Origin of the sequence: Pseudomonas sp. ICMP 10191 (assembly GCF_001467335.1) — a bacterium.
GTDB lineage: Bacteria > Pseudomonadota > Gammaproteobacteria > Pseudomonadales > Pseudomonadaceae > Aquipseudomonas > Aquipseudomonas cerasi.
Genome location: NZ_LKGW01000035.1, coordinates 129,593 through 156,518, shown reverse-complemented (window position 1 = coordinate 156,518; position 26,926 = coordinate 129,593). Strand labels below are relative to the sequence as shown.

The 26,926-nt window shown below is 60.0% G+C and carries 24 protein-coding genes; 13 read left to right on the top strand and 11 right to left on the bottom strand.

Annotation, left to right across the window (positions count from 1 at the left end; genetic code table 11):
• Window positions 1-42: 42 nt before the first annotated feature.
• Genes AO388_RS04860 through AO388_RS04845 form a run of 4 tightly spaced genes read right to left on the bottom strand, consistent with a single transcriptional unit; the run spans window position 43 to window position 2,849 of the window.
• A complete protein-coding gene (locus tag AO388_RS04860; protein WP_003367377.1) occupies window positions 43-759 on the bottom strand; it encodes a PA5502 family lipoprotein in 717 nt (238 codons plus the stop codon).
• 38 nt (window positions 760-797) lie between these two features.
• Window positions 798-1,586 (bottom strand): zinc ABC transporter permease subunit ZnuB, encoded by a 789-nt coding sequence (znuB, locus tag AO388_RS04855; RefSeq protein WP_003432227.1) that lies wholly within the window; start codon window positions 1,584-1,586, stop codon window positions 798-800.
• Entirely contained in the window at window positions 1,579-2,367 is a 789-nt protein-coding gene (gene znuC, locus AO388_RS04850) for a zinc ABC transporter ATP-binding protein ZnuC (RefSeq protein ID WP_003367380.1), read from the bottom strand. Before znuC ends, znuB begins: the two co-directional genes overlap by 8 nt.
• Window positions 2,367-2,849 carry a Fur family transcriptional regulator gene (locus AO388_RS04845; protein WP_003425978.1) on the bottom strand — a complete coding sequence of 161 codons (483 nt, stop codon included), beginning with the start codon at window positions 2,847-2,849 and terminating at the stop codon, window positions 2,367-2,369. The genes znuC and AO388_RS04845 overlap by 1 nt, the downstream gene beginning before the upstream one ends.
• A 67-nt stretch (window positions 2,850-2,916) precedes the next feature.
• On the opposite strand from AO388_RS04845, the gene znuA reads away from it, so the two are divergent.
• Entirely contained in the window at window positions 2,917-3,858 is a 942-nt protein-coding gene (znuA, locus tag AO388_RS04840; protein ID WP_083515768.1) for a zinc ABC transporter substrate-binding protein ZnuA, read from the top strand.
• A 249-nt stretch (window positions 3,859-4,107) separates the two neighbouring features.
• Here znuA and AO388_RS04835 read toward each other — a convergent pair whose 3' ends face one another.
• Together AO388_RS04835 and AO388_RS04830 are read right to left on the bottom strand one after the other, a co-directional pair.
• Complete coding sequence (locus AO388_RS04835; RefSeq protein WP_058416126.1) at window positions 4,108-5,058, bottom strand: homoserine kinase; 951 nt, start codon at window positions 5,056-5,058, stop codon at window positions 4,108-4,110.
• A 36-nt stretch (window positions 5,059-5,094) separates the two neighbouring features.
• Complete coding sequence (locus AO388_RS04830; RefSeq protein ID WP_003367388.1) at window positions 5,095-5,382, bottom strand: DUF2782 domain-containing protein; 288 nt, start codon at window positions 5,380-5,382, stop codon at window positions 5,095-5,097.
• Between the two features lie 74 nt (window positions 5,383-5,456).
• Between AO388_RS04830 and polA the strand changes: the two genes are divergently transcribed.
• The gene (gene polA, locus AO388_RS04825; RefSeq protein WP_058416125.1) at window positions 5,457-8,222 is read left to right on the top strand and encodes a DNA polymerase I; all 2,766 of its coding nucleotides are present in this window, start codon (window positions 5,457-5,459) and stop codon (window positions 8,220-8,222) included.
• 241 nt (window positions 8,223-8,463) lie between these two features.
• Here the strand turns inward: polA and yihA are convergent, their stop codons facing one another.
• The gene (gene yihA / locus AO388_RS04820; RefSeq protein ID WP_003341625.1) at window positions 8,464-9,099 is read right to left on the bottom strand and encodes a ribosome biogenesis GTP-binding protein YihA/YsxC; all 636 of its coding nucleotides are present in this window, start codon (window positions 9,097-9,099) and stop codon (window positions 8,464-8,466) included.
• Between the two features lie 294 nt (window positions 9,100-9,393).
• Here yihA and AO388_RS04815 point away from each other — a divergent pair, with 294 nt between their 5' ends.
• From AO388_RS04815 to AO388_RS04800, 4 genes are all read left to right on the top strand, one after another.
• Complete coding sequence (locus tag AO388_RS04815; RefSeq protein WP_003432225.1) at window positions 9,394-10,038, top strand: thiol:disulfide interchange protein DsbA/DsbL; 645 nt, start codon at window positions 9,394-9,396, stop codon at window positions 10,036-10,038.
• A gap of 9 nt (window positions 10,039-10,047) precedes the next feature.
• Complete coding sequence (locus AO388_RS04810) at window positions 10,048-10,923, top strand: endonuclease/exonuclease/phosphatase family protein (RefSeq protein ID WP_003367393.1); 876 nt, start codon at window positions 10,048-10,050, stop codon at window positions 10,921-10,923.
• Window positions 10,920-12,992: a GGDEF domain-containing protein gene (locus AO388_RS04805; protein WP_058416124.1), complete on the top strand. Its 2,073-nt coding sequence runs from the start codon at window positions 10,920-10,922 to the stop codon at window positions 12,990-12,992. Before AO388_RS04810 ends, AO388_RS04805 begins: the two co-directional genes overlap by 4 nt.
• 95 nt (window positions 12,993-13,087) lie before the next feature.
• Window positions 13,088-13,867: an N-acetylmuramoyl-L-alanine amidase gene (locus tag AO388_RS04800; protein ID WP_003367397.1), complete on the top strand. Its 780-nt coding sequence runs from the start codon at window positions 13,088-13,090 to the stop codon at window positions 13,865-13,867.
• A 53-nt stretch (window positions 13,868-13,920) separates the two neighbouring features.
• Here AO388_RS04800 and AO388_RS04795 read toward each other — a convergent pair whose 3' ends face one another.
• Both AO388_RS04795 and algB read right to left on the bottom strand, forming a co-directional pair.
• Window positions 13,921-15,708 (bottom strand): KinB sensor domain-containing domain, encoded by a 1,788-nt coding sequence (locus tag AO388_RS04795; RefSeq protein WP_058416123.1) that lies wholly within the window; start codon window positions 15,706-15,708, stop codon window positions 13,921-13,923.
• 10 nt (window positions 15,709-15,718) lie between these two features.
• Complete coding sequence (gene algB, locus AO388_RS04790; protein WP_003367401.1) at window positions 15,719-17,065, bottom strand: sigma-54-dependent response regulator transcription factor AlgB; 1,347 nt, start codon at window positions 17,063-17,065, stop codon at window positions 15,719-15,721.
• Window positions 17,066-17,262: 197 nt separating this feature from the next.
• On the opposite strand from algB, the gene AO388_RS04785 reads away from it, so the two are divergent.
• From AO388_RS04785 to AO388_RS04775, 4 genes are all read left to right on the top strand, one after another.
• Window positions 17,263-18,102, top strand: coding sequence for a BON domain-containing protein (locus AO388_RS04785; RefSeq protein ID WP_003367404.1), 840 nt, complete (start codon window positions 17,263-17,265; stop codon window positions 18,100-18,102).
• A gap of 228 nt (window positions 18,103-18,330) precedes the next feature.
• Entirely contained in the window at window positions 18,331-18,618 is a 288-nt protein-coding gene (locus tag AO388_RS04780) for a hypothetical protein (RefSeq protein ID WP_003432215.1), read from the top strand.
• A gap of 55 nt (window positions 18,619-18,673) precedes the next feature.
• Entirely contained in the window at window positions 18,674-18,838 is a 165-nt protein-coding gene (locus tag AO388_RS26760) for a DUF1328 domain-containing protein (RefSeq protein WP_002555679.1), read from the top strand.
• A 2-nt stretch (window positions 18,839-18,840) separates the two neighbouring features.
• On the top strand, window positions 18,841-19,308 hold the full coding sequence (locus tag AO388_RS04775) for an inhibitor of vertebrate lysozyme family protein (protein WP_003367410.1): 468 nt from the start codon (window positions 18,841-18,843) through the stop codon (window positions 19,306-19,308).
• A gap of 238 nt (window positions 19,309-19,546) precedes the next feature.
• Here the strand turns inward: AO388_RS04775 and AO388_RS04770 are convergent, their stop codons facing one another.
• Window positions 19,547-20,857 carry an ATP-binding protein gene (locus tag AO388_RS04770; RefSeq protein WP_003432212.1) on the bottom strand — a complete coding sequence of 437 codons (1,311 nt, stop codon included), beginning with the start codon at window positions 20,855-20,857 and terminating at the stop codon, window positions 19,547-19,549.
• A 163-nt stretch (window positions 20,858-21,020) separates the two neighbouring features.
• A complete protein-coding gene (gene ompR / locus AO388_RS04765; protein ID WP_003318889.1) occupies window positions 21,021-21,761 on the bottom strand; it encodes an osmolarity response regulator transcription factor OmpR in 741 nt (246 codons plus the stop codon).
• A 299-nt stretch (window positions 21,762-22,060) separates the two neighbouring features.
• On the opposite strand from ompR, the gene AO388_RS04760 reads away from it, so the two are divergent.
• The 3 genes from AO388_RS04760 (at window position 22,061) to gshA (ending at window position 26,597) form a co-directional block, all read left to right on the top strand.
• Window positions 22,061-24,379: a Tex family protein gene (locus AO388_RS04760; RefSeq protein ID WP_058416122.1), complete on the top strand. Its 2,319-nt coding sequence runs from the start codon at window positions 22,061-22,063 to the stop codon at window positions 24,377-24,379.
• Window positions 24,379-24,762, top strand: a complete 384-nt coding sequence (locus AO388_RS04755; protein ID WP_003367417.1) for a PaaI family thioesterase — start codon at window positions 24,379-24,381, stop codon at window positions 24,760-24,762. The genes AO388_RS04760 and AO388_RS04755 overlap by 1 nt, the downstream gene beginning before the upstream one ends.
• 242 nt (window positions 24,763-25,004) lie before the next feature.
• Complete coding sequence (gene gshA / locus AO388_RS04750; protein WP_003432210.1) at window positions 25,005-26,597, top strand: glutamate--cysteine ligase; 1,593 nt, start codon at window positions 25,005-25,007, stop codon at window positions 26,595-26,597.
• Window positions 26,598-26,926 lie beyond the last annotated feature (329 nt).

Genomic DNA, 26,926 nt, shown 5'->3' with positions numbered 1-26,926 from the left:
AATGCAGTTCTGGACGCTCTGCGTCCGCTTTGGAGGATCGACTCAGGGCTTCGCTGGCGTCAGGATGATCTGCGCTTTTTCATTGCGCTCGATCTGGCGACGCAATTGCAGCTCGAAATCCGGATTGGCCTTGACCACCCGCTTGGTCAGCAACGTGGCCAGCCACGGATAGTCTTCGGTGCGCGGCACCACCATCAGCACTTCACAGTTGAACGCTACGGTATCCGCCGCGATATCGTCCAGTTGACGACGCAATGCACGCATATCGCCGATCTTGAGTTCAATTGTCGTGCTTTCTGCCGACGGATCGATGAGCTTGGCAACCCTTCTGGCTTCGGCCGCCTTCAAATCCTCTTCGGCTTTTTCCAGCTCGGCCTTGCGCGCATGGGCAATGGCGCCGTTGACGCCGCTGGTCAGCGCCGGTGCCTTGGGCATCAGGGCGCGTGCGCGGCTCAGCGCAGAGGCCGCCGCGTTCATGTCACCCTTCTGCAGGCTGATCTGGCTGCGGCTCAGATAGGCTTCGGCCAAACGACGCTGAAAAGGCTCAAGACGGATGTCGGCAGGATTGGCAGCCTGCAACGCCGCCAATTGGTCCTCAGCCGTTGCCAGCTCATTACCGGCGATGTTCTGCTCAAGCTGAGCGAACGCGTCAGGCTGGGCCTCGGAGGCAGGCGTCTTGACAGTGGGCGCACTCTGGCAGGCACCCAGCAGGATGGAAAATGCGACAAGCAGCAGATAGCGTGGGGCGAACGGCTTCATTCCTGCGATTCTCTAGTTTGCGCAAAAAACGAGCAAGTCTACACCGCTCGCCTGGGTAGAACAAAGCTGAGCAAGAACAACGCTGCAGCGCAAACCACTATAGACGGTCCGGCAGGGGTGTCCTTGAACCACGACAATGATAGCCCGGCACACACGGCTATCACGCCCAACAGACTTGCGCCCAGCGCCATTTGCTCCGGCGAACGGGCGTGACGCTGTGCCGCAGCCGCCGGGATGATCAACAGCGAGGTAATCAGCAGAACACCGACGATTTTCATCGCCACCGCGATCACCACGGCGATCAGCAGCATCAAGGTCATGCGCAGTGTAGCAACCGGCAGGCCCTCGACCCGCGCCAGTTCTTCGTGCACGGTCATTGCCAGCAGCGGGCGCCACAGCGCGACGATCAGCACCAAAACCAACGTGCTGCCGCCCAGAATCCAGCCCAGATCAGCCGGGCTGATAGCCAGCAGATCGCCGAACAGGTAGGCCATCAGGTCGATGCGCACTTCGTGCATGAAACTGAGCACCACCAGCCCCAGCGACAAGGTGCTTGGTGCCAGAATCCCCAACAGCGTGTCCGAGGCCAGCGGTTGGCGCTGTTGCAACGTGACCAGCAACACCGCCAGCAGCAGGCAGCCGAACGTCACCGCGATGGTCGGGCTGATATCCAGCAGGAAGCCCAACGCGACGCCGAGCAGCGCGGCGTGGGACAGTGTGTCGCCGAAATAAGCCATGCGCCGCCAGACCACGAATGATCCCAGCGGGCCAGCAACCACGGCCAGCGCAACGCCTGCGAGCAAGGCATACAGTAGAAAATCAGCCATGCTTGCAGCTGTCTCCGTGAACATGAGTATGAGGGAGGGACGCAGCGTCATTCACCACCGCGCCATGCAGATCATGGGCGTGGTCGTGATGGTGGTGATAAATCGCCAGGCTCTGCGCATTGTTGCCGAACAGCTCGACAAAGGCGGGGTCATGGCTGACCTGCTCGGGATGCCCGGAGCAGCAGACGTGACGGTTCAGACACACCACCTGATCGGTGGTGCTCATGACCAGATGCAGATCATGGGAAACCATCAACACGCCGCACTGGTGGCGGTCGCGCAGCCGGGTAATAAGGCTGTACAGCTCGGCCTGTCCGGCCACGTCGACACCCTGCACCGGTTCGTCGAGGACCAGCAACTCAGGCTTGCGCAACAACGCGCGCGCCAGCAGAACACGCTGCATCTCGCCACCGGAAATGCCTTGAATCGGGCTGTCGATGACTTTCCCGGCGCCGACTTCTTCCAGCGCCGACGCTGCGGCCGTGCGATCCACACCGGGCACCAGACGCAGGAAACGCAGCACCGACAGCGGCAGCGTCTGGTCCACATGCAGCTTTTGCGGCATGTAGCCGACACGCAGCCTCGGCTTGCGCCAGACGCTACCGGCGTCGGGCTTGAGCAGTCCGAGCACCGCACGCACCAGCGTGGTCTTGCCTGCACCGTTGGGGCCGATCAAAGTGACGATCTCGCCGGGTTTGACGCTCAACTGGATGTCATCCAGCACGTTTTGCCCGGAAAGCGTAACGGCGACCTTGTCCAGACGTATCAATGCATCCGACATCAAGCGGCCTTGCAGCCAGCGCACACGCCGACGATCTCGACCGTCTGGCCTTCGACCGCGAAGCCGACGCCTGCGGCGGCATCGACCACGGCATTGCTGATGGCCGGGTGCTGCAGCTCGATCGCCGCATGACACAGGCGGCAAATCAGGAACTGGCCCTGATGCGCGTGGGTGGGGTGGTTGCAGCCCGTGAAGGCATTGAGCGAGGCAATACGGTGCACCAGCCCGTTTTCCAGGAGGAAATCCAGCGCACGGTAAACGGTTGGCGGGGCCGCACGGCGACCGTCTTCATCACTCAGCACTGCAAGGATGTCGTAGGCACCCAGCGGCTTGTGGCTTTGCCAGACCAGTTCCAGCACGCGACGGCGCAAGGTGGTCAGGCGCAGACCCTGTTTGGCGCACAGCGCATCGGCTTCGGCGAGGGCCGAATGCACGCAGTGAGAGTGGTCATGGGGGCGACTGGCCAGGGGAGTATTGGGCATGAGCAGCGACGATATTGGCTAGAGACGTTATTATGTTACCCGTTCCTGGCTGATATGAGTGATTCGAGTGCGCCGTCTTTTAAATCTTGCTGCTGTTTTCTGGGTCAGCCTGCTGATCATCGCCCCTGCTCAGGCCGAAGTCCGAGTGCTGACCAGCATCAAGCCTCTGCAACTGATTGCAGCGGCTGTGCAGGATGGCGTCGGAACACCGGAAGTGCTTCTGCCACCGGGTGCATCACCGCATAACTATGCGCTGCGCCCATCCGACGTACGGCGTGTACAGGAAGTCGAGTTGCTCTACTGGATCGGCCCGGACATGGAAACCTTCCTGCCGCGCGTCCTTCAGGGCCGCAAACTGCCTGCAGTTGCCGTGCAGACGCTGCCGGGCATGCACTTGCGTCACTTTGGCGAAGACAATGCCTCGCATGATGACCACGAGCATGATCACGACAACGACGCAGACGAACATGACCACGACCACCGGCCCGGCAGTCTCGATTCGCACCTGTGGCTGTCGACCGTCAACGCGCGGGGGATCGCCGCAAAAATGGCCACTGACCTGAGCGCTGCCGACCCTGCCAATGCAGCACGCTACGCCAGCAACGCCGAGGCCTTCAGCAAACGCCTCGATACGCTGGACGGCCGTATCAAGCAGCGTGTCAGCGCAGTGGCAGCCAAGCCCTACTTCGTGTTCCACGAGGCCTTCGATTATTTCGAAGAGGCTTATGGGCTCAAGCATGCCGGAGTATTCGCCATCGCCGCCGAGATCCAGCCCGGCGCCCAGCACGTCGCCGCCATGCGCGAACGCCTGAAAGCTGCCGGCAAGACCTGCGTATTCAGCGAACCACCCCTGCGCCCGCGCCTGGCCGAAACCCTGAGCGCCGGCCTGCCGGTCAAACTGGCCGAACTGGATGGACTGGGCGGCTACACCCCGGCCACCGCGCAGGGTTACGAGCAAGTCCTGCAAAAGCTGGCGGATGATTTGGCGGGCTGCCTGAGCAGCCTCTGACTGCCACCGCCCACATCGCAGCACTGCTGTGTGACGCAGAGCGTCACGCACTGCATTCCCACGCTGGAGCGTGAGGAACGATAGTCGTCAGGGATAACACTATCGTGCCCATGCTCCGCGTGGGCATGCCGGTCTGGACGCTTCGCGTCCTCTTGCGACGCAGAGCGTCACGCACTGCATTCCCACGCGGAGCATGGGAACGAGAGTCAACCGTCCGACTGGTTCAGACGCGCGGAGACAGGTCTGGTCTCAGAGCGCAAACGGCAACGCAATGTGCGCTTCCTGGCGCTCGGCCAGGCGGCGCTCGAACTCCGCCGGATCATGAATCAGCACGTCCTGACCGGCGAAGGTTTCGGCGGCGATCAAACGTGACAGCCAGAAACGCACGCAAGCGATACGCAACATGGTCGCCCAGAGCTTCGATTCCGCCGCCGTGAACGGTCGCAAGCCCGCATAGGCACCCAGCAAGGCACGGGCGCGGACAGCATCGAGCTGACCGTTTTCGCGGGAACACCAATCGTTGAGAGCAATCGCCAGGTCATACAGCATCGGCCCCGAACAGGCATTGTAGAAATCGATCAACCCGGTCAGGTGCGTCCCTTCGAACAGTACGTTGTCACGAAACAGGTCGGCATGCAGGTTGGCACGCGGCAGCGCCATGATCTGTGGTTTGAACGCCTCGATCTCCTGAAGGCTGTTTTCAAGCAGCGCTCGCTGGGTCTCGCCCAGGTGCGACAGAAAATTGCGCCCCTCGCTCAACATCCAGTCCAGGCCGCGATCAGTCTTGCGCTCGACGATCTGCCCACGGGTCGCCAGATGCAGGTTGGCCAGCAACTCGCCAATCTGCACGCAATGCTGGGTGTTCGGCTCGCTGATGTGCTTGCCCGGCAGACGCGGCTGCAAAAGCGCCGGTTTGTCTGCCAGCTCGCGCAGCGCCTGACCCTCAGTAGTGCGCAGCGCATAAGGCACAGGCAGATCGGCTTCATGCAGCACGTCGAGCAGTTCGATGAAGAACGGCATCTCCTGAACCGGGCCGCGCTCGACCAGCGTCAGCACGAACTCGCCCTGCTCCAGGCTGATGAAGTAATTGGTGTTTTCACTACCGGCAGCGATGCCCTGATAGTCAAGCAGACGGCCGAGCCCGTAAGGGGCGAGAAATGTTTCCAGCTCGGGCCGAGCCAGGGGGGTAAAAACGGACATATCAGGACTGCCAACGATTGAAGTGAATGTAAGGTGCTACCAGCTGAATATTTCCCACTGCGGGATCAGCATGTCCGGTTGGTCCGAACGAATGAAATTGGGGCTTGTACCATCGGCGCGCACCAGAAAATAGGGTTTGCCGTGTTTCGGGGTGATTTTAACCGCATACAGAAAGCCGTTCTGGCGATATTCCTGAATGGTTCTGTCACCGTCGGTGCGAATAGTAACGTCCGGCGCAGCTGAAGGTGGATCTTCTGCTGCAATAGCGAACAAAGGGCAAAAGGCCAACAGTCCGGTCAATATCAGTCGATTTACCTTGCACATGATAACCTTGTCCCTTTGTCGTCAATGGTTCGCGCATTCTAGCGCCGACCCCGCCGAAAAGGTTGATTCTGCTCATGACCCAAGCGCCACTCGTCCTGGTAGACGGTTCCTCTTACCTCTACCGCGCCTTCCACGCACTGCCACCACTGGCCACCTCCAAAGGATTGCCGACCGGTGCCGTCAAGGGCGTGCTCAACATGCTCAAAAGCCTGCGGCGCCAGTATCCGGAAAGCCCGCTCGCGGTGGTGTTCGACGCCAAGGGCGGGACGTTCCGTGATGCGCTGTACAACGACTACAAAGCCAACCGGCCGAGCATGCCGGACGATCTGCGTGTGCAGGTCGACCTGCTGCATGCCTGCGTCAAAGGCATGGGCTACCCGTTTCTGTGCGTCGAAGGCGTCGAAGCCGATGACGTGATCGGCACGCTGGCACGCAGCAGCGCGGCGGCCGATCGTCCAGTGGTGATTTCCACCGGCGACAAGGACATGGCGCAACTGGTCGACGGCCATATCACTCTGGTCAACACCATGACCGGCAGCGTGCTGGATGTGGCGGGCGTGAAAGAGAAATTCGGCGTCGGTCCGGAGCACATCATCGATTACCTGGCCCTGATGGGCGACAAGGTCGACAACATTCCCGGCGTGCCCGGCGTTGGCGAGAAGACCGCGGTCGGTTTGCTGGTCGGCATTGGCGGTGGCATCAAGGAGCTTTACGAGAACCTCGACAAGGTCGCCTCCCTGCCGATCCGTGGCGCCAAGACCCTGGCCGCCAAACTCGAAGAACATCGTGAGATGGCCTTTCTGTCTTACGAACTGGCGACCATCAAGATCGACGTCCCGCTGGACATCGAACTGGATCAATTGCATTGCGGCGAGCCCGACCGCGACACGTTGATGGAGCTGTACGCCGAGCTGGAATTCAAGAGCTGGATCGAAGACCTGCAACGCGACGCCAAACGTGCCGGCCAGGAGCTGACCGTCGAAGAGCCGACCGTTGAGGCCAGAGAAGCGGCTTATGAAGTCATTCTTGAACAGAGCCAATTCGATGCCTGGCTGAAGAAGCTGCAGGCCGCGCCACTGTTTGCCTTCGTCACCCAGAGCAACGGCACCGATGCCCAGCGTGCGCAACTGGTCGGCCTGTCCTTCGCCATTCAGACCCACGAAGCCGCTTACATTCCGCTGACCCATTCATACATGGGCGTGCCGCAGCAGTTGGACCGCGACACCGTGCTCAAGGCGCTCAAGCCGTTGCTGGAAGACCCGGAAAAAATCAAGGTCGGCCAGCACGCCAAGTTCGCCATCAACCTGCTTGCCAATTGCGCGATCGACGGCGATCAGGCTCAAGGCATCGACCTGCAGGGCGTGCGCTTCGACACCATTCTGGAATCCTATGTACTGGACTCCACCGCCACCCGCCACGACCGCGACAGCCTGGTGGCCAAGTACCTGACGCACACGCCGATCAATTTCCAGGAGATTGCCGGCAAAGGCGCCAAACAACTGAGCTTTGACCAGATTGCCCTGGAGCAGGCGGGCAATTACGCCGCCGAAGAAGCGGACCTGACCCTGCGCCTGCATGAAGTCTTCGACGCACGGCTGGCCGCGATTCCGACCCTGCAGCCGGTATTGAACGATATCGAGATGCCGCTGGTGCCTGTGCTGGCACGTATCGAGCGCCAGGGCGCGCTGGTCGATGCCAACCTGCTGGGCATCCAGAGCGTCGAACTGGGCGACAAGATGACCGCGCTGGAACGCGAGGCCTTCGCCATTGCCGGCGAAGAATTCAACCTCGGCTCGCCCAAGCAACTGGGCGTGATTCTCTACGAAAAACTTGGTATGCCGGTTCTCAGCAAGACCGCCACCGGTCAGGCATCGACTGCCGAGGCCGTGCTTGCCGAACTCGCGGAGCAGGATTTCCCGCTGCCCAAGGTGCTGATGCAATACCGCTCGATGAGCAAGCTCAAGAGCACCTACACCGACCGCCTGCCGGAGCAGATCAACCCGCGTACCGGGCGTATTCACACCTCCTATCATCAGGCTGTGGCGGTCACCGGGCGTTTGTCCTCCAGCGATCCGAACCTGCAGAACATCCCGATTCGTACTGCTGAAGGCCGGCGCATCCGTCAGGCGTTCGTGGCTCCGAAGGGCTACAAGCTGCTGGCCGCCGACTATTCGCAGATCGAACTGCGGATCATGGCGCATCTGGCCCAGGACGAAGGCTTGCTGCACGCATTCCGCAATGACCTGGACGTTCACCGCGCGACGGCTGCGGAGGTGTTTGGTGTCGAGTTGGAAAACGTCACCACTGACATGCGTCGCAGCGCCAAGGCGATCAACTTCGGCCTGATCTATGGCATGAGCGCGTTCGGCCTGGCCAAGCAGATTGGCGTCGATCGCAAGCAGTCACAGGCGTATGTCGACCGCTACTTCGCCCGCTACCCTGGCGTGCTGAACTACATGGAGCGCACCCGCGCCCAGGCTGCCGAGCAAGGTTTTGTCGAAACCATCTTCGGCCGCCGCCTGTACCTGCCGGACATCAACGCCAAGAACCAGTCCCTGCGCAAAGGCGCGGAACGCATGGCGATCAACGCGCCGATGCAGGGCACCGCTGCGGACATCATCAAGAAAGCCATGGTGGCGGTGAATGGCTGGCTGGACGAGTCCGGTCTGGATGCTCGGGTCATCCTGCAGGTTCACGACGAACTGGTGCTTGAAGTGCGCGAGGACCTGGTCGATCAGATCAGTGAACAGATCCGTCCACACATGAGCGGCGCAGCGGAACTGGCCGTGCCGTTGCTGGTGGAAGTAGGGGTTGGCAACAATTGGGACGAGGCTCACTGAGCCTGAAGAGGCGAACCTGTGCGCAGGTTCGTCAAATATTGTAGGAAATGTGAACTTTTCTTCACTGCTGGAACTTAACCGTTTGGACAGGAGTCAGACGTGTCGATTGGTTGAAAAATCGATCGTGCTCCTAGTTGTGTTAAGTGTTGGCAGTTATCCAGATCCCACCCTAAGGTCTGGACCTTAAGCCCCGGAACTTCCCCCTCCCCATGCGAAGTCCGGGGTCTTTTTTGCCTGCGATTTACTCCGCAGGCGCCTTGTCTTCCAGTTCCATCCAGTCGGCCAGCACGGTGTAAGCCTCTTCCAGTCCCATGCGCTTGGGGGCCGAGAACAACTGGATGCTCACTGCATCGCCCCAGCCTTTGCGAATCTCGGCCTGAACCTTGAGCAGCGTGTTCTTGGCCGCGCCGTAGGTCAGCTTGTCGGCCTTGGTCAACAGAATGTGCATCGGCATGTTGCTGGCGATGGCCCAGTCCAGCATCAGCACGTCGAAGTCGGTCATTGGATGACGGATATCCATCATCAGGATCAGACCCTTCAGGCTTTCGCGGCTGCCCAGGTAGGCTTCCAGGTGACGCTGCCAGTGCAGTTTGAGCGGGATGGGCACTTTGGCGTAGCCGTAACCAGGCAGGTCGACCAGACGGCGATCTTCGTCCAGGCCGAAAAAGTTCAGCAACTGGGTACGCCCCGGGGTCTTGGATGTGCGCGCCAGGCTGGCGTGGGTCAGGGTGTTCAGCGCGCTCGATTTGCCCGCGTTGGAGCGACCGGCAAATGCGACCTCAAAACCTTCGTCGTCGGGGCATTGGTCGACCTTGGCGGCGCTGAGCATGAACGTGGCCTGTTGGCACAGACCGAGAATGGGGTTTTTGAGTTGCATGTGATTTCCGGTGAAGACCTGCCTGCAAGGGGTGCGGCAAGAGGTGTCGGTTTCGTTTGGATGCGTGCGCATATAATGACACACCTGTCCCCCGGCCCACACTCACACCGTATCGCGCCGCTCTGACCGGTGTGCTGGAACATTCAGACATGACCTGCTTCACTCCTTATGCAAAAAGGCCGTCCGCGGTCGCCCATTTTTACAACCTCAGCGTTACACTAACGAACTCAGGCTTTCGCGTCCGGTCGAAACCACCGTCGCTTGAAGGCGATTCAATCTGCTCAGGAGTAAAGCATGCGTAATCTGATCATCAGCGCCGCTCTGGTTGCCGCCAGTCTGTTCGGTATGTCCGCCCAGGCCGCCACGCCCATCGAGGCAGGCAAGCAATACGTCGAGCTGGCGAGCGCTGTGCCTGTTGCCGAGCCAGGCAAGATCGAAGTCGTCGAGCTGTTCTGGTATGGCTGCCCGCACTGCTACGCGTTCGAGCCAACGATCAATCCGTGGATTGAAAAACTGCCGTCCGACGTCAAGTTCGTACGCATCCCTGCCATGTTCGGCGGCCCGTGGGATGCACACGGCCAGCTGTTCATCACCCTCGACACCATGGGCGTCGAGCACAAGGTTCACGCGGCCGTATTCGAAGCCATCCAGAAAGGCGGCAAGCGTCTGACCGACAAGAATGACATGGCTGACTTCGTCGCCACACAGGGCGTGAACAAGGAAGACTTCCTGAAAACGTTCGACTCTTTCGCAGTCAAGGGCAAGATCGCCCAGTACAAGGAACTGGCCAAGAAGTACGAAGTGACTGGCGTTCCGACCATGATCGTCAATGGCAAGTACCGCTTTGACCTGGGTTCTGCCGGTGGTCCGGAAAAGACCCTGGAAGTTGCCGATCAACTGATTGCCAAAGAGCGAGCGGCTAGCACAGCCGCCAAGTAAGCGCACATCATGCGCCGCTGGGGCAAAGGCAGTACCCGTATCGTTGGCCTGCATGATCCGCAGGTCAACGAACATCATCTGCTGCAAAACGGCTTGCCGGAAGACGGCAGGCTGCGTTTGCTCAGTTTCAATATCCAGGTGGGTATCAGTACCCAGCGCTACCATCATTACCTGACGCGCAGCTGGCAGCATTTGCTGCCGCATGGCGGTCGAGCTGGCAACCTGCAGAAGATCGGCGATCTGATCAATGAATTCGATCTGGTGGCACTGCAGGAAGTCGACGGCGGCAGCATGCGCTCCGGCTTCATCAACCAGGTCGAGCACCTTGCCCAGCTGGGTGGTTTTCCGTACTGGTATCAACAACTCAATCGCAACCTCGGGCGCCTGGCGCAGCACAGCAATGGTGTGTTGAGCCGTCTGCGCCCGACCAAGATCGAGGATCATCCGCTGCCGGGTCCTGCCGGGCGCGGCGCAATTCTCGTGCGTTTCGGCGAGGGCGAAGATGCCCTTGTCGTGGTCATGATGCACCTGGCGCTGGGGACCCGAACCCGAACCCGGCAGCTCGCCTACATTCGCGAACTGATCGGCGGTTACCGCCATCAAGTGCTGATGGGCGACATGAACACCCATGCCAACGACCTGCTGGAACACTCGCCGCTACGGGACCTGGGGCTTTTGGCTCCGCAGATAGAAGCAACCTTCCCCAGTTGGCGACCACAACGTTGCCTCGATCACATTTTGCTCAGCCCGACCCTGACGCTCGAACGTGTGCAGGTGCTGGCACAGCCCATTTCCGATCATCTGCCTGTCGCTGTCGAGATTCGCCTGCCTGACTCACTGCGTGGGGACTCACTGCCTGTGCCCTCTGGTGGAAGCCTTGCATGAGCGACGACGCGGAGCGTTGGAAAGAGAAATACCTTAAAGGGATCGAGCAACAGGACAAGCTCGAAAAGCGCTGGGATGCGCGGCTCGATTTGTTGCGACGCGGTCTGGTACGCAGCAGTCTGGCGGCAGAGGGCTCTGACCGCGCCGTCGACGAATGCATGAAGGAGATGCGCGAAATTGTCCGCAAGGATGATATGGACGCGGGCCTGGCAGCCCTGATCCCGCGCCTCGAAAAGGCCGTACTGGACTCTGAACAACGCCGCGAAGTACGGGCCGCGCAAATCAGCTCGGCACTGACCGCACTGGTTGCGCAACTGCAGTCATTGCCGCTGCCACGCGACGTACGCAAGCCACTCAAGCGCTTTGCCAAGGAGCTTGAAGAGCGTGCCTCACAAGCCCGTGAGCTGCCCCTGCTGCTCGGCGAGTTGAGCAATTTGCAGGGCCAGGCCCTGACCCAGGTTGAAAAACCCGAGGAAGGTCCGCGCCAGGGATTGCTGCAACGCCTGTTCGGTTCGCGCGAAGGCCAAGGCAACGATACTCATCCCGAGGCTGCTCACCCCGAAGACCCCACCTCGGCACCGGACACGCATGAGCCCGATGCAGAGCCGCAGGCAGCAAGCACTCACGCCCCGGCAGACATCGCTCATGGCGAAGCCGAGGCCGATGACTCACCTGCCACCGTAGCCACCTCGGCCACAGACAGCACACCGCCCACGCCTGCCCCGGAAACCGATACGCCTGCCGTCGTGACACCCGCCGCTGCAACGCCTGAAGAACCTGCACCATCGGTCACGGCTGCGGATGTTGCTCCAGCACCGGCAGAGTCCTTCGCCGAACCTGCACCTGTCACTGTCGAACCCATCGATTTCGCGGATCTCCTGGCGCCTGTTCCGTCAGTGCCCTATCAACAACGGCCCGCGCCAATCGACGCGACAGTTGAAGAACCCGACGCAGAGGCCGAGCAGCAGCCCGAGACGGCAGAAGGCGAAGAAGGCTACGCGCTACCCTCATCACCCGAGCCCAGCTACAGCTCGGTGGCTGCGCATATTGAACAAACCCTGCTGGGCCTGCTGGACGACCTGACCCTCTCCGAGCACTTTCGCCCGCAGGTCGAGGATATGCAGTTACGCTTGAAACATGGGCTTAACTGGTACGAATTGCTGCCGATCCTCGACGATATGGCGGTGCTGATGCTGGCGATCAACAACGGCGGTCAACAGGAGTTCGGCACCTACCTCAAGCAGCTCAATGAACGGCTCGAATCGTTTCAGAGCCACTTGCAGGCGGCCAGTGAAGATCACGCCGAGGATCAGTCCACCGCGCGTGACCTCAACGACCAGTTGCGCGAACAAGTGGGCGGCCTGCAAAGCAGTGTTCAGGACGCCTCCGATCTGCCCAGCCTCAAGCGGGTGCTCGACAATCGGCTTGAAGCCCTGCTCGGCACCATGGATCACTACCAGCTCAAGCGCGATGCCCGCGAGCGCGAAGTGGCCTCGCGACTGCAAGGTCTGGCAGCCCGCGTCGCGAGTATGGAACAGGAAGCCCTGGGTTTCAGGACTCACCTGGAAGAACAGCGTCAAAAGGCCCTGATCGACCCGCTCACCGGACTGCCCAATCGAGCAGCCTGGGGCGAGCGCCTCGAACAAGAGATGGCCCGGTGGCAGGAAGAAAAAAACAGTCTGTTGGTCTGCATTCTGGACCTGGACCATTTCAAACGCATCAACGATGGTTACGGGCATCTGGCTGGCGACAAGGTATTGAAGATTGTCGCCAATGTGTTCAGCAAACGCCTGCGCGCCAACGACTTCCTCGCACGCTTTGGCGGCGAAGAATTTGTCATGCTGCTGCCTGCAACACCTCCTGCAACGGGGCTGACGCTGCTCGACGAACTGCGCGCCGCCGTAGAGTCATGCCCCTTCCACTTCAAGGGTGAGCGAGTCACCATCACCGTGTCCATTGGCCTGACGGCTTTTCGCCCCGGAGAACGGAGCGACACCGCTATCAAACGTGCCGACCAGGCGCTTTACAAGGCCAAGGAGAACGGCCGGAACCGCATCGAACAAGGCTGACTGAAACATTTTGACCTGAACAAATAGCCGGCGGCCCATGCTATTTGTACACATTTTGTTATGATGTTTCATTTCCTGCCGACGCTGCCGACCTCATGAAGCTGTATTTCTCCGCCTTTATCATGCTCATCCTCACTGCCTGCGCAAGCGGCCCCAGGCTGGACACCAGCCACCCCTCGGTAAATTTCGATGGCCGTGCCCAGTATGTGGTGATGCACTACACCTCGGCGTCGCTGGAACGCTCGCTGCAATTACTGACCCATGGCGAGGTCAGCGCCCACTACCTGATCGGTGACGACAGCAAGGCCACCATCTACAAGCTGGTCGATGAAAACGCACGTGCCTGGCATGCCGGCGAAAGCGAGTGGGAAGGCCGCACCTGGCTCAACTCCAGTTCGATCGGCATCGAGATCGTCAACCCGGGCTTCAAGGAAACGCCGACAGGTCGCCTGTGGTATCCGTACACCGAAGCGCAGACCCAGTCGATCATTGTCCTGCTCAAGGACATCGTCAAACGTAACAAAATCGACCCCAAACACATCATCGGTCACAGCGACATCGCCCCGTTGCGCAAGCAGGACCCGGGGCCGTTGTTCCCGTGGAAACGCCTCGCTGCCGAAGGTCTGGGGAACTGGCCGGACGAACGCCAGGTTGCCCAGCGTCAGGCATTGCTGGCAGCCAACCTGCCGAGCATCACCTGGTTCCAGCAGCAATTGGCACGCCTGGGCTACAGCACTCCGCAAACCGGTGAGCTGGACGTCGCTACGCGCCAGGTACTGGCCGCGTTCCAGATGCACTATCGCCCGGCACGCTTCGACGGAGAGCCCGACGCACAGAGCGCGGCCATCCTGCAGGTGCTCAATCACTCGAATTGAAGCGCATGGGGGCTGGCGCTCAGTCAGCCGATGAGGGCCTGGCGATCAAGCCCTCAGAGCGGTAAAGCCATATAGAACTGCGTGCCCTGCCCTGGCCTTGAGTACACGCCCATTCGTCCGCCGTGCAGTTGGACGATCTCCTTGCACAGCGCCAGCCCGAGCCCGGCGCCGCCTTTCTTGCGACCCACCTGGACGAAGGGTTCGAAGATCCGCCCCTGCTGTCCGTAGGCAATGCCTTCACCGTTGTCCTCGACACTGATGATCGCCCGCTCGCCGTGACGCCTGGCCTGCAGGCGGATCAGGCCGTTCGGCGGCGTGTGACGCAATGCATTGTCCAGCAGATTATCCAGCACCCGCTCCAGTTGAGATTGATCGGCATGCAGACGCGGCATGGGCTCCTGCATATCCAGCATCAGCACAATATCCTGCTCCTGGGCCTGATCCTCGAAGCGCGCCTTGGCTTCCTGCAGCAAGGTCTCGACGGAGCAAGGTGCAAGTTTCAGCTTCTGCAGACCGTTCTGGTAACGCGAGAAATTCAGCAGGTCGTTGATGAGCTGCATGAGGCGCTGCATCTCTTCGGTGACTGTATTGAGCAGATCGGCCTCACGGGACTCGGGAGCGAAATGCAGACGCTCCTGAAGAAGGCCGAACGCCATGTGCATGCCCGTGACCGGCGTGCGCAACTCATGCGAGGCGCGCAGGACGAACTCGCTGCGTACCCGCTCGAAAGCACGCTGTTCGGTCACGTCGTGCAGCACCATCACAGCACCCAGGATGTGGCCCTTGGTGTGACTGACCGGTGTCATGCTGTAGGTCAGCAATCGAGACTCGCCGTCGATTTCGATGGCCAGATCTTCCGGCGCGCGCTCCAGCGTTCCGCCCCGCAGCACCAGATGCAGTTGCTCATCCAGTTCTGGACGGCTCAATGCCTCGCCGAGACTTTGCCCAAGGCGACTCTCGTCCCATCCGAGCTGGCGCTGCGCAACAGGATTCAGGTGCTCCAGGTGCCCTTGGCGATCGATCATCAACAGGCCGTCGTCGATACTGTCGAGGACCGCTTGCAGGCGCTGCTGGCCCGCCAGAAGCTCATCGACGTTGGTCGCCTGATGCTGACGCAGGGCTTCGGCCATGATGCCGAAGCGCCGGGTCAGCAGGTTCATTTCTGCGGCCGAGGAAATGGGCAGCGTGACCTCGTAATCACCTTCCCCAATGCGATCGGCAGCCTTGGCCAGCGCCTCGATCGGTGCACCGAAACGGCGGGCGATGCCGTGCGCGGTCACAAAGCCGATGCACAGCACCGCCAGCCCGACCAGCCCCAACAAGCCGGCGATCCACAATGCACGGTCCCTGGAATTGATCTCGGCGGTGCTGATGTTCTCCAGTGCATTGCGATGCACACTCAGCAGACCGTTGCGCAGAGCGTCGAAACTCTCGCTCAGTTGCGGGTTGCCCCGTATGCCTCGCGGATCATCGCCATATTGCTTCCAGGTGGCAATGAATCGCTGATAATCACCCCGGGTCTTCTCAAAACCGTTACGCACATTTTGCTGGGTGTCCTGCGCCGACCCTTCCTCCAGCAGTTCTTCGAACTGCTGCTGGATTCTGTCCAGCTCAGCCTCATTGCGATTGGCACCGGTCATCAACACCAGTTGATCACCCAGGTTCTGGCGCAACTTCAAACCCAGATCGAGGATGGCGAAGTTATGCTGAATCAGTGATTCCTGAGTACGGGCCATCTGCATGACACTGACGAGCCCCAGCAGCAGCCCGAGCAACGCGACCGTGATAAGCGCCGAGATGCTCAGGAAGAGGCGAGTGCGCAACTTCATGGCCAGCTTCATTTGAGGTATTTCATAGGTTGTACTGTTTTCGTTTGCGGTAAAGCGTCGAAGCATCGATACCCAGCGTCTTGGCGGCCTGATCAAGGGTTTCACTGGTTGCCAGTACGGCCCCGATGTGTGCCTTTTCAAGCTCGTCCAGACTCAAGGCCGCGCCCACACGTGGTGCATTGTTGGTCGGTTGCTCAGCCATGCCCAGATGACTGACCTCTACGCGATCCTGTGGACAGATGATGCTGGCACGCTCGATCACGTTGCGCAGCTCACGAATGTTGCCTGGCCAGCGGTAATTGAGCAGCGCGGCACGGGCTTCTTCGCTGAAGCCTCGGGCCGGACGCGCGTATTCCTTGACGAAACGCGCCAGAAAGCGGTCCGCGAGGGTCAGAATGTCTTCGCTGCGCTCACGCAGGGCCGGCAGATTCAGGGTGATCACGTTCAGGCGGTACAGCAGATCCTCACGGAAACGCCCGCTGCGCACCATGTCTTCAAGGTTGAGGTTGGTGGCCGCCAGGATGCGCACGTCGGCACGGCGGGTCACCGGGTCACCGACGCGCTCGTATTCCTTGTCCTGAATGAAGCGCAGCAATTTGGGCTGCAGCGTCAGCGGGAAGTCACCGATTTCGTCGAGGAACAGGGTGCCGCCATCGGCCTGATTGACGCGGCCCAGCGTGCTTTCGCTGGCACCGGTAAAGGCGCCACGACTGTGGCCGAACAGTTCGCTTTCCATCAGTTCTGCGGTCAGCGACGGGCAGTTGATGGTGACGCAGGACTTCTTGGCCCGCTTGCTCCAGCCATGAATCGCCCTGGCCAGCTCACCCTTACCGGTACCCGATTCGCCCAGAATCAGGATGTTGGCATCGGTCACGGCAACCTGACGGGCCGTTTCCAGTATCGCCATCATCGAAGGGCTGTGGGAATCCAGACCATCCTTGGGCTTGCGAACCTCGCCTTCCAGTGCTTCGAGACGGGCAGACAGTTGCCTGACTTCAAGCTGCTTGGCCGTTGCAAGACGCAACTGGTCAGGACTGCACGGCTTGACCAGGTAATCGGCTGCGCCCGCCTGAATGGCATCGACAGCGGTATCCACCGCCGAATGGGCAGTCACGATCACCACACGCATCCACGGCGCCTGAATCCGCATCTGCGCCAGCACGTCCAGGCCGTTGTCTTCGCCCAGACGCAAATCGAGAAAGCACAGATCGAATACTTGACGCTGCATGAGCGTGTCGGCCTGAGCAGCGCTGTTGGCAGTGGCGACACTGTAGCCTTCGTCTTCCAGACAGTACCGGAAAGTGCGGAGGATGGCGGACTCATCGTCCACAAGCAGAATACGGCCCTGATTCTCAGTGGCTGCTTCCATTTTTCCTACGCTCCTTAATGAATTGTCTCAGTTAGTCTCGGAATCATCGGGCAAGTTGCATGGTCAATTCTGATTGATTCTTCGGCATGCATGGTAGCTTTCTGATCAGCTAATGGCGAACAGCCTGATTAATCCGCGTTTATGCCGTTAAAACCGTCCATTCGGAGACGAGATCTCACCGCAAAAGGAACGCTCCTATGTTTTCACTGAAAAAGATTGCTCTGATCACGGCCGCCGCTGCGCTGCTGGGCAGCGGCCCGGTGCTCGCCCAGCCAGACCTGCCCACTCAACTCGCCGAGGCGCGTCAGGAAGGTTCGATCTGGACAGCTTTCGCGCTGAACAAGCATCTGAGCCCGTTCAAGATCGATGTGGGTGTCGAACAAGGCACCGCGACGCTCAAGGGCAAGGTTGAAAACGAAGTGGACCGCGAGTTGGCCGAACGCATCGCGCTGGATACCAAAGGCATTGAAAAGGTCGACAATCAGCTGGAGGTAGATCCTTCTGTTGCCAGCGAGCCCGGCACACGGACCAACATGGCTCAGCGCTTCGAGGATGCGACGCTGGTCGCGACGGTGAAATCCAAACTGCTGTGGAGCAGCGTGACTGAAGCGCTGACCATCGATGTCGACAGCAAGGACGGCGTGATCACCCTCAAGGGCCGCGCGCAAAGCCCTGAAGCGAAGGAACTGGCGGGTAGCCTGGCGAGTAACACCGATGGCGTGGTCAGCGTCAACAACCTGATCAGCCTCAGCGCGGCCGACTCGATTGCGGCCAAGACCCAGCCACAGTCGCTGACCCCGACCGAGGAAATGAGTGACGCCTGGATCACCAGCAAGGTCAAGGCGAGCCTGATCTACAGCCGGACGCTGGATGGGCTGAATATCAAAGTAGACACCAAGGCAGGTGTGGTCAGCCTGAATGGCGTGGTTGCCAACTTCGCCGAGAAGGAACTGGCCGTGGAAATCGCGCGAAATATTCGTGGCGTAAAAGGCGTCAACGGCGACGCACTGAAGGTCATGGCGCGCAGCGCAGGCTGACAGTTCAGGGCCGGAGTGTCGAACGCCTCGTGCAGAACGCACGATTACAAAGGGGTAATCGTGCAGCTTGCTGGTAGGACGCTCTCGTCAAACTTAATAAGCTATTGATTTTAAAGGATTTTAATCCACTTAAAAAACTGGCATGCAGTCTGCAATAACCTATTCAACAAGGTCGATACACAACGACCCATCAGATTGAATGCCCACTCAGGCCAGGGGAGTTTGCAGATGAACAGCCAGCGTATTTCACAATTGCGTATCTCTCCCCTGCACATCCAGCAAGGTCTTTTTCTGCTCCTTGCCCTGCTCGTCACTCTGATCGCCATTCAGCAGTTCCAGCGTTGGAATCAAGCCAACGAGGCAACTCAACCAAAACAGCAATTCATCCAGACCAGCAGCATCTCCTATCGCGGCGTCAGCGCTCCAGCGGTCAAGGACATGTCCTCAAGCCTGCGCAACGTTGACGGCCTGGTTTCTGTAGATGAAGTCGCTCCACAGCAAAAATGGGTTTTCTGACCCGACCTTAAAAGCAGCACCCCTTATTAAAACGGCATCAAAAAGGAGTATCACCATGTTGAGTTGGGCAATCACGTTTCTGATCATCGCTATCGTTGCTGCAGTACTGGGCTTCGGTGGTATCGCGGGCACGGCTACTGGTATCGCCAAGATCCTGTTCGTCGTCTTCCTGGTGATGTTCGTTGTGTCGTTCTTCTTCGGTCGTCGCGGTCGAGGCTGATAATGCACACGTCATTTCGCACACTGGCCGCCGCCCTGTTGATGGGTGGCAGTGTCATGGCCATGGCAGCCAATGATGGACAGTCTCGGGTCAATGAGCTTCTGAGCTCCGCCCCCGAGTACCGCACCACCTGGGCGAAAGTCGTCAAGAAGGAAGAGCGTTTGCCGGATTGGGTGATCAACCTGTCCGGTGCTTCCGAGCAGCAGATGACGGCGGCCACTGAAGATGGCGACAACTATCTGGTTGGGCCGCTTTGCGAAACGGCCGATACGTGCAAAAGCAAGCGCCTGATCGTGGCTTTCAGCCTCGACAAGGAAGATGCTTACGCTATGTTGGTTGAAGTGCCTGCCGGTCTTCCCGCAGACAAATCACCAACACGTCACGCGACTTACCGTTATCTGGGTAAGCCTGACGAGGGTATGCAAAAGCTCTTGAATGAAGAGCTGCGCAAAGACCCTAACTGGTATTGATTCAGAAGAAAGGTGTCGACTCCAGGAGTCGACNGGCCTGAGGAAGGTACGCGCATGACCAGGGGGCCGGGACGCGTTGATCAAGTGGATCGGCGTGACCTAGGGGTACAGGGAGTACCTCCGCCAAGGGCCGGGTCAGGCAAGCCGCCGTGCAAGTCCACGAGAATGCGTCGACCTTTCGAACGCCTCCAGTGACCTTGCACGGCGCTTTATATTTCCTTCCTGCTTCGATCCCGTCTTAAATTGCATCCCTCGGCAACATCAGCCCCAATGGCAACCTGACGCGTGCTTCAAGACCACCTCCCGAACGATTCCTCAACTCGACGTTACCCCCGTGCATGGCAGCAATACGCTTGACGATGGCCAGGCCGAGGCCGGTGCCCTTGCCACTGCGTGCGCGATCACCGCGAATGAACGGGTTGAAAATGGTGTCCAGTTCGGACGGATCGATGCCCGCCCCCCTGTCCAGCACACTCAACACTACGTAGGGCGCGTTTCGGTCACCGGATACATAGGCAGCGACTTCGATACCGTTGCCGGCATGGTGCTTGGCATTGCCAATCAGGTTGGTCAGCAGGCGCTTCATCGACACCCGACGCAGCGGGAAGGGCGGAATAGGCTCCAGACACAGACGGATGCTGTCTTCATCGTCATTGAAGGGTGCAACCACATCGCGCACAAGATGCCCCAGATCGACCTCTTCGATCTCCTCGTCACGGCCATCGCGGATGAACGCCAGGAACTGATCGAGAATGGCGTCCATGTCCTCGATATCGCGCACCATGCCTTCGGAGAACTCATTGTCGTTCATCAGCTCCAGAGACAGGCGCAGGCGCGTCAGCGGTGTGCGCAGGTCGTGGGAAACCCCGGCCAGCATCAGCTCGCGTTCCTGCCCGGCCTGCTCGACGTCTTCGGCCATCTGATTGAAGGCCCGATAGACTTCGGTCATCTCGCTCGGCGTGTCACTCACCGGCAGCCGCACGCTGCGCCCCTGCCCCAACTGGCGCGCCGCAAATACCAGACGCTTGAGCGGCTGACTCAGTTGACGCACGAAAATCCAGGCTGATGCCGTGGAGAGCAACCCGATGGCCAGGAACCAGCCCAGCACGTTCCAGATTTTCTGACCGCGCAACGGGTGCGGATAAAGCGGCACTTTCAGCCAGCCGTCACCCAGGCTCGGCGCTCGTACCCACAGCGCGGGTGGCGCGTGTACCCGCAGACGCACTTCCGTGTCGGCACCCAGCTCCGCCTGCATCTGCCGCTGATAGATCTCACTGTAAGGCCAGTGCTGCTCACCTTCCGGCACGCCACCGCCCACCACCCGAATCAGACCTGCCGCCTCGGCAATCGCATCGCGGTCGCTTTCACCGGCAGCCCAATAAGCACGCAGTGTCAGAGCAACGCCGTGGCTGTATTGCCTGTCGACCAGCACATCTTCGTTCATCAGCAGATAAACCAGCGTCAGGGCCTTGGAAAACAGCACGACGATGAGCACCAGCCAGAGCGTGCGGGAGAAAAAGCTTTGCGGGAACCAGAGCGGAGTCTTCATAACTGCAGCCATACACTTTGCAGGGCGAGCGAGGCTCGCAGGTTTGCCGAACGCGGGCCGGACCCGATGGACGAACGCAAAAAACCAGTACGTCGATAAGCTTGTGAAAGATTATCGACGTAACTGGCAGCAATGACGGATGTCTGTGCCGACAACCGGGTTATCAGCGACTTCCGGCACCGTCCGGAACGAATACATAACCTACGCCCCAGACCGTCTGGATATAACGGGGCTTGGACGGGTCAGGCTCGATCAGGCGACGCAGACGGGAAATCTGTACGTCGATGGATCGCTCCAGCGCATCCCACTCCCGGCCACGCGCCAGGTTCATCAGTTTGTCGCGGGTCAGCGGCTCGCGAGCGTGCATGACCAGCGCTTTCAGTACCGCGAATTCACCGGTGGTGAGCATGTGCACTTCTTCACCGCGCTTGAGCTCGCGGGTTGCCAGAGACAGCACGTAGTCACCGAAACTGACCGACTCGTCTTCGCTGCCAGGGGCGCCGGGCACCGGTGCCGCCTGACGACGCAACACCGCCTTGACCCGCGCCATCAGCTCGTCCGGGTTGAACGGCTTGGCCAGATAATCGTCAGCACCCAGTTCGAGCCCCTTGATGCGGCTCAGCTCATCGCCCTTGGCGGTGAGCATGATAATCGGCACCTGATTGTTCGCGGCACGCAGACGACGACAGGCCGAAAGGCCGTCTTCGCCGGGCAGCATCAGGTCCAGCACCACAAGGTTGAAAACCTCACGGGCCAGCAGTCGGTCCATTTGTTCCACATTTGCCACGGCGCGGGCACGGTAGCCCTTGCTGGTGAAAAAACGTTCCAGGAGACTGCTCAGCCCCGGATCGTCATCGACAATAAGGATTTTTTCGCCTTCGGCATTTTGTGCGGTGCTGCTCATCGGATGCTCCTCTGATCTCGGGGCGCATTATGGCGTAGCTGCGGTGATGCGCACCTTGTGCATTGTTAGCAGATTTTACTGGAGGCGACACTTGTGCCTGCGTTTTCGCCGAAAAAACACCCCATTTGTCGGCCGATCCCCTAATCCGGCTTCGCTGGGTATAATGCGCCGCCCTCGAAGTCAGGCAACGCCGGACTCATGGCGGTTCGCCAGCCCTGAAAATAAATGCTGGCGCACGATACCCAGGCAAGGCAATTCGTACATAGCCCAGTTTTTTGCTCACAACTCCAGGTGGTTTTATGGACAGCATCAACAGCCGCATCGCCGAAGAACTCGGCGTACGCCCACAACAGGTCGCAGCGGCCGTAGCACTACTGGATGAAGGCTCGACTGTGCCCTTCATTTCCCGCTACCGCAAGGAAGTGACCGGCAGTCTTGATGACACGCAACTGCGCCATCTGGAAGAGCGCCTGCGTTATCTGCGTGAACTGGACGAACGGCGCGTCAGCATTCTTGCCAGCATCGAAGAGCAAGGCAAGCTGACCCCGGAGCTGGCGCGCGACATCAAGCTGGCCGATACCAAGACCCGCCTCGAAGACTTGTACCTGCCTTATAAGCAGAAACGCCGCACCAAGGGCCAGATCGCCCTTGAAGCCGGGTTGGGCGAACTGGCCGATGGCCTGTTCAACGACCCGAGCCTGGCCCCTGAAGCAGAAGCAGCCCGCTTCGTCGACGCGGAAAAAGGCGTAGCCGATGTAAAGGCCGCGCTGGAAGGCGCCAAGTACATTCTGATGGAGCGCTTTGCCGAGGATGCCTCGCTGCTGGACAAGCTGCGCAGCTTCCTCAAGCAGGAAGCGGTGATCAGCGCACGCGTGGTACCGGGCAAGGAAGAGGAAGGCGCCAAGTTCCGCGACTACTTCGAACACGACGAACCGCTCAAGAGCATGCCGTCGCACCGTGCGCTGGCGATTTTTCGTGGTCGCAATGAAGGCTTTTTGAGCTCCGCACTGAAAGTCGGTGAAGAATTGCCGGGCGCCATGCACCCGTGCGAGCTGATGATCGGTGAGCGCTTCGACATCCAGAACCAGAACCGCCCGGCAGACAAATGGCTGGCCGAAGTGGTGCGCTGGACCTGGAAGGTCAAGCTGTACAGCCACCTTGAAACCGATCTGCTGGGTGAGCTGCGTGACGGCGCGGAAACCGAAGCGATCAATGTGTTCGCCCACAATCTGCACGACCTGTTGCTGGCCGCGCCGGCCGGTCAGCGTGCCACGCTGGGCCTCGACCCAGGTCTGCGCACCGGCTGCAAGGTCGCCGTGGTCGACGCCACCGGCAAACTGCTCGACTACGCCACCGTCTATCCGCACGTACCGAAAAACCAGTGGGACCAGACCATCGCCGTACTGGCCGCACTGTGCGCCAAGCATTCGGTCGACCTGATCGCCATCGGCAACGGCACCGCCAGCCGCGAAACCGACAAGCTGGCTGCCGACCTGATCAAAAAATACCCGGGTCTGAAGATGACCAAGGTCATGGTCTCCGAAGCAGGCGCTTCGGTGTACTCGGCATCGGAACTGGCCGCCAAGGAGTTCCCGGACCTCGACGTGTCGATCCGTGGCGCGGTATCCATTGCCCGTCGCTTGCAGGACCCGCTCGCCGAACTGGTGAAAATCGACCCGAAATCCATCGGGGTCGGCCAGTACCAGCACGACGTGTCGCAGCTCAAGCTGGCGCGCGGCCTGGATGCGGTGGTGGAAGACTGCGTGAACGCCGTGGGCGTGGACGTGAACACGGCCTCCGTGGCGCTGCTGGCACGCATTTCCGGCCTCAACACCACGCTGGCGCAGAACATCGTTGCGCATCGTGATGAAAACGGCGCGTTCAAGACCCGCGCGGCGCTGAAGAAAGTCAGCCGCCTGGGCGAAAAAACCTTTGAACAGGCCGCCGGTTTCCTGCGCGTCATGACCGGTGACAACCCGCTGGACGCCTCCGCCGTTCACCCGGAAGCCTACCCGCTGGTGCAGCGCATTGCGGCTGAAACCGACCGGGACATTCGCTCGCTGATCGGCGACGCCAGCTTTCTCAAGCGCCTGGACCCGAAGAAATTCACCGACGAGACCTTTGGTCTGCCGACCGTGACCGATATCCTTCAGGAGCTCGAAAAACCGGGCCGTGATCCGCGTCCGGAGTTCAAGACTGCCGAGTTCCAGGACGGGGTCGAAGACCTCAAGGACCTGCAACTGGGGATGATCCTCGAAGGCGTGGTCACCAACGTCACCAACTTCGGTGCGTTCGTCGATATCGGCGTGCATCAGGACGGTCTGGTACACATCTCGGCGTTGTCCGAGAAGTTCATCAAGGACCCGCGTGAAGCGGTCAAGGCCGGTGATGTGGTGAAAGTGAAGGTCATGGAAGTCGATATCCCGCGCAAACGCGTCGGCCTGTCGATGCGCATGAGCGACACGCCCGGCGAGAAAATCGATGGCGCACGCGGTGCCCGTCCAGGTTCTTCGCCTCGTCAGAACAACGCTCCGCGCAAGGAAACCACTGCGCCAGCGCCCGCCAACAATGCGATGGCGTCGCTGTTCGCCAATGCCAAGCAACTGAAGAAGCGTTGATGGATATTCCTGAAGATCTGACCCACAGCGCCTATTTCAAGATGCTCGGCTGCGAGCTGCGGCGTCTGGACGAGGGCGTTGCCGAAGTTGCGTTGCCGCTGGAGGCGCACCTGCGCAATCGCGGCAACGTGATGCACGGCGGTGCAATCTTCAGCCTGGTCGATATCGCCATGGGCCTGGCCTGTTCCAGCGCTCACGGTTTCGACCAGCGCAGCGTGACCATCGAGTGCAAGATCAACTACGTGCGTGGCGTCTCCGAGGGCGAAGTCCTGTGCATCGCCAAGGTGCTGCACGCGGGTCGCCGCACGCTGGTGGTCGAGGCTGAAGTCGTTCAGGGCGACAAGCTCGTCGCCAAGGCCCAGGGCACATTTGCGGTGATCTAGACTTGATCAAGGGCTGATGAAAAGCATCCCTGCGAACTGAACCTAGCCGTACCGACATCATTTGGGTTAATTTCGGCACCATTAGCGTGGTGCCGAGTCCATTTGGGTAGTACGACAAAGAGCAGTGATTGTGAACAGGCGCTACCGACCCACCAGGCGACTACGCCAGTTCCTTTCTTCACCCTTGTAGACCGTCAAGTCCACCCCCATATCGGGGCGACCGATGCGTGAAGGATTACACCTTGAGCGAACTTTTAAACCGTCGTCTTGCATTGCTCGGCGAGCGTAACAACCTCTCTCTGCTGGAGCAGTGCCTGCACGGTATCGAGCGTGAGTGCCTGCGCGTTACCGCAACGGCAGAACTGGCCCGGACGCCCCACCCGCAAGCTCTGGGTGCCGCCCTGACCAATGGTCAGGTGACGACCGATTATTCCGAATCGCTGCTGGAGTTCATCACGCCAGCCTTGAAGAACCCGGCCGAGACCATCGACAACCTGGACCGGATCCATCGCTTCGTTTACAGCAAGCTGGACAACGAACTGCTGTGGAGTCCGTCGATGCCTTGCCCGTTGCCGGACGAAGAGCACATACCGATTGCCTATTACGGCACGTCGAACATCGGCAAGCTCAAGTACGTGTACCGCAAGGGCCTGGCGCTGCGTTACGGCAAGACCATGCAGTGCATTGCCGGCATTCACTACAACTTCTCGTTGCCGGAAGACGCGTGGGCGCTGCTCAAGCAGACCGAAGACTTTGCCGGCGATGCCCGCGACTACCAGTCGCATTCCTACATCGCGCTGATTCGTAACTTCCGCCGCTACAGCTGGCTGTTGATGTACCTGTTCGGTGCTTCACCGGCACTCGACGCGGGGTTCCTGCGCGGCCGCAAGCATCAGCTGGAGCAACACTTCGACGCCGACACCCTGTACCTGCCGTACGCCACCAGTCTGCGCATGAGCGACCTGGGTTATCAGAGTGACGCCCAGGCCGACCTGACCCCTTGCTACAACGATCTGGTCAGCTACACCGATAGCCTGCGCAAGGCTGTGGCCACGCCTTACAAGCCTTACGTCGAGGTCGGCACTCATGACCAGAACGGCGAGTGGGTACAGCTCAATACCAATGTGTTGCAGATCGAGAACGAGTACTACTCCAACATTCGTCCCAAGCGTGTGACTTATAGCGGCGAACGCCCTATTCAGGCGCTGGTGGCCCGTGGTGTGCAGTACGTCGAAGTTCGCTGCCTGGACATCAACCCGTTCCTGCCGACCGGCATCAGCCTGGAGCAGTCGCGCTTCATCGATGCCTTCGTGCTGTATTGCGCCCTCGAGGAAAGCCAGCAACTGGCCAGCCACGAATGCTCCAACGCAAGCTCGAACTTCCTGTCAGTGGTCAAGGAAGGGCGTCGCCCGGGCCTGAGCCTGATGCGTGACAACCGCCCTGTCGATCTCAAGACCTGGGCAACCGAGTTGGTGGAGAAGATAACGCCGATTGCCCGCCTGCTCGATCAGGCTCAGGGCACCGATGAGCACCTCAAATCGATTGCCGTGCAACAGGCCAAGATCGACGATACCGCGCTCACACCGTCTGCTCAGGTGCTGGCCAGCATGGAAGCGCATAACGAGGGCTTTACCGCGTTCTCCCTGCGCCAGAGTCAGGTCCATGCAGAATACTTCCGCACTCACCCGCTGAGCGCTCAGGAACAGGCAGACTTCGAAGCCCAGGCCAAAACCTCGATCGAAGAACAGGCCGAACTGGAAGCGACCGAGGAAGTGGTGGATTTCGACACGTTCGTGGGGTCGTATCAGGCGAGCATTCTGTCGATCAGCAACTGATCGTGCAATTAATGTGGGGAGCTTGCTCTCGAAGGTGCCGGTGCAGGCGCGACTATCGTGCGGCGCTCTGCGTCGCATGCCTTTCTGGACGCTCCGCGTCCTCTTGACGACGCAGAGCGTCGAGAACTGCATTCCCACGCTGGAGCGTGAGGAACGATCATCTCAACTATCGTGCCCAATGCTCTGCGCTTCTGCCCGAAGGGCGTGGGTGAGCCTGCTCACGAAAGGGACGGTTCAAACGTCCCTTTCCGGCGGCTTGTACCAGCCTCTTCGTGAGCAAGCTCACTCCCACAAAATATAGCCAAGAGTGCTCTGCGTCCGCCCCCAGG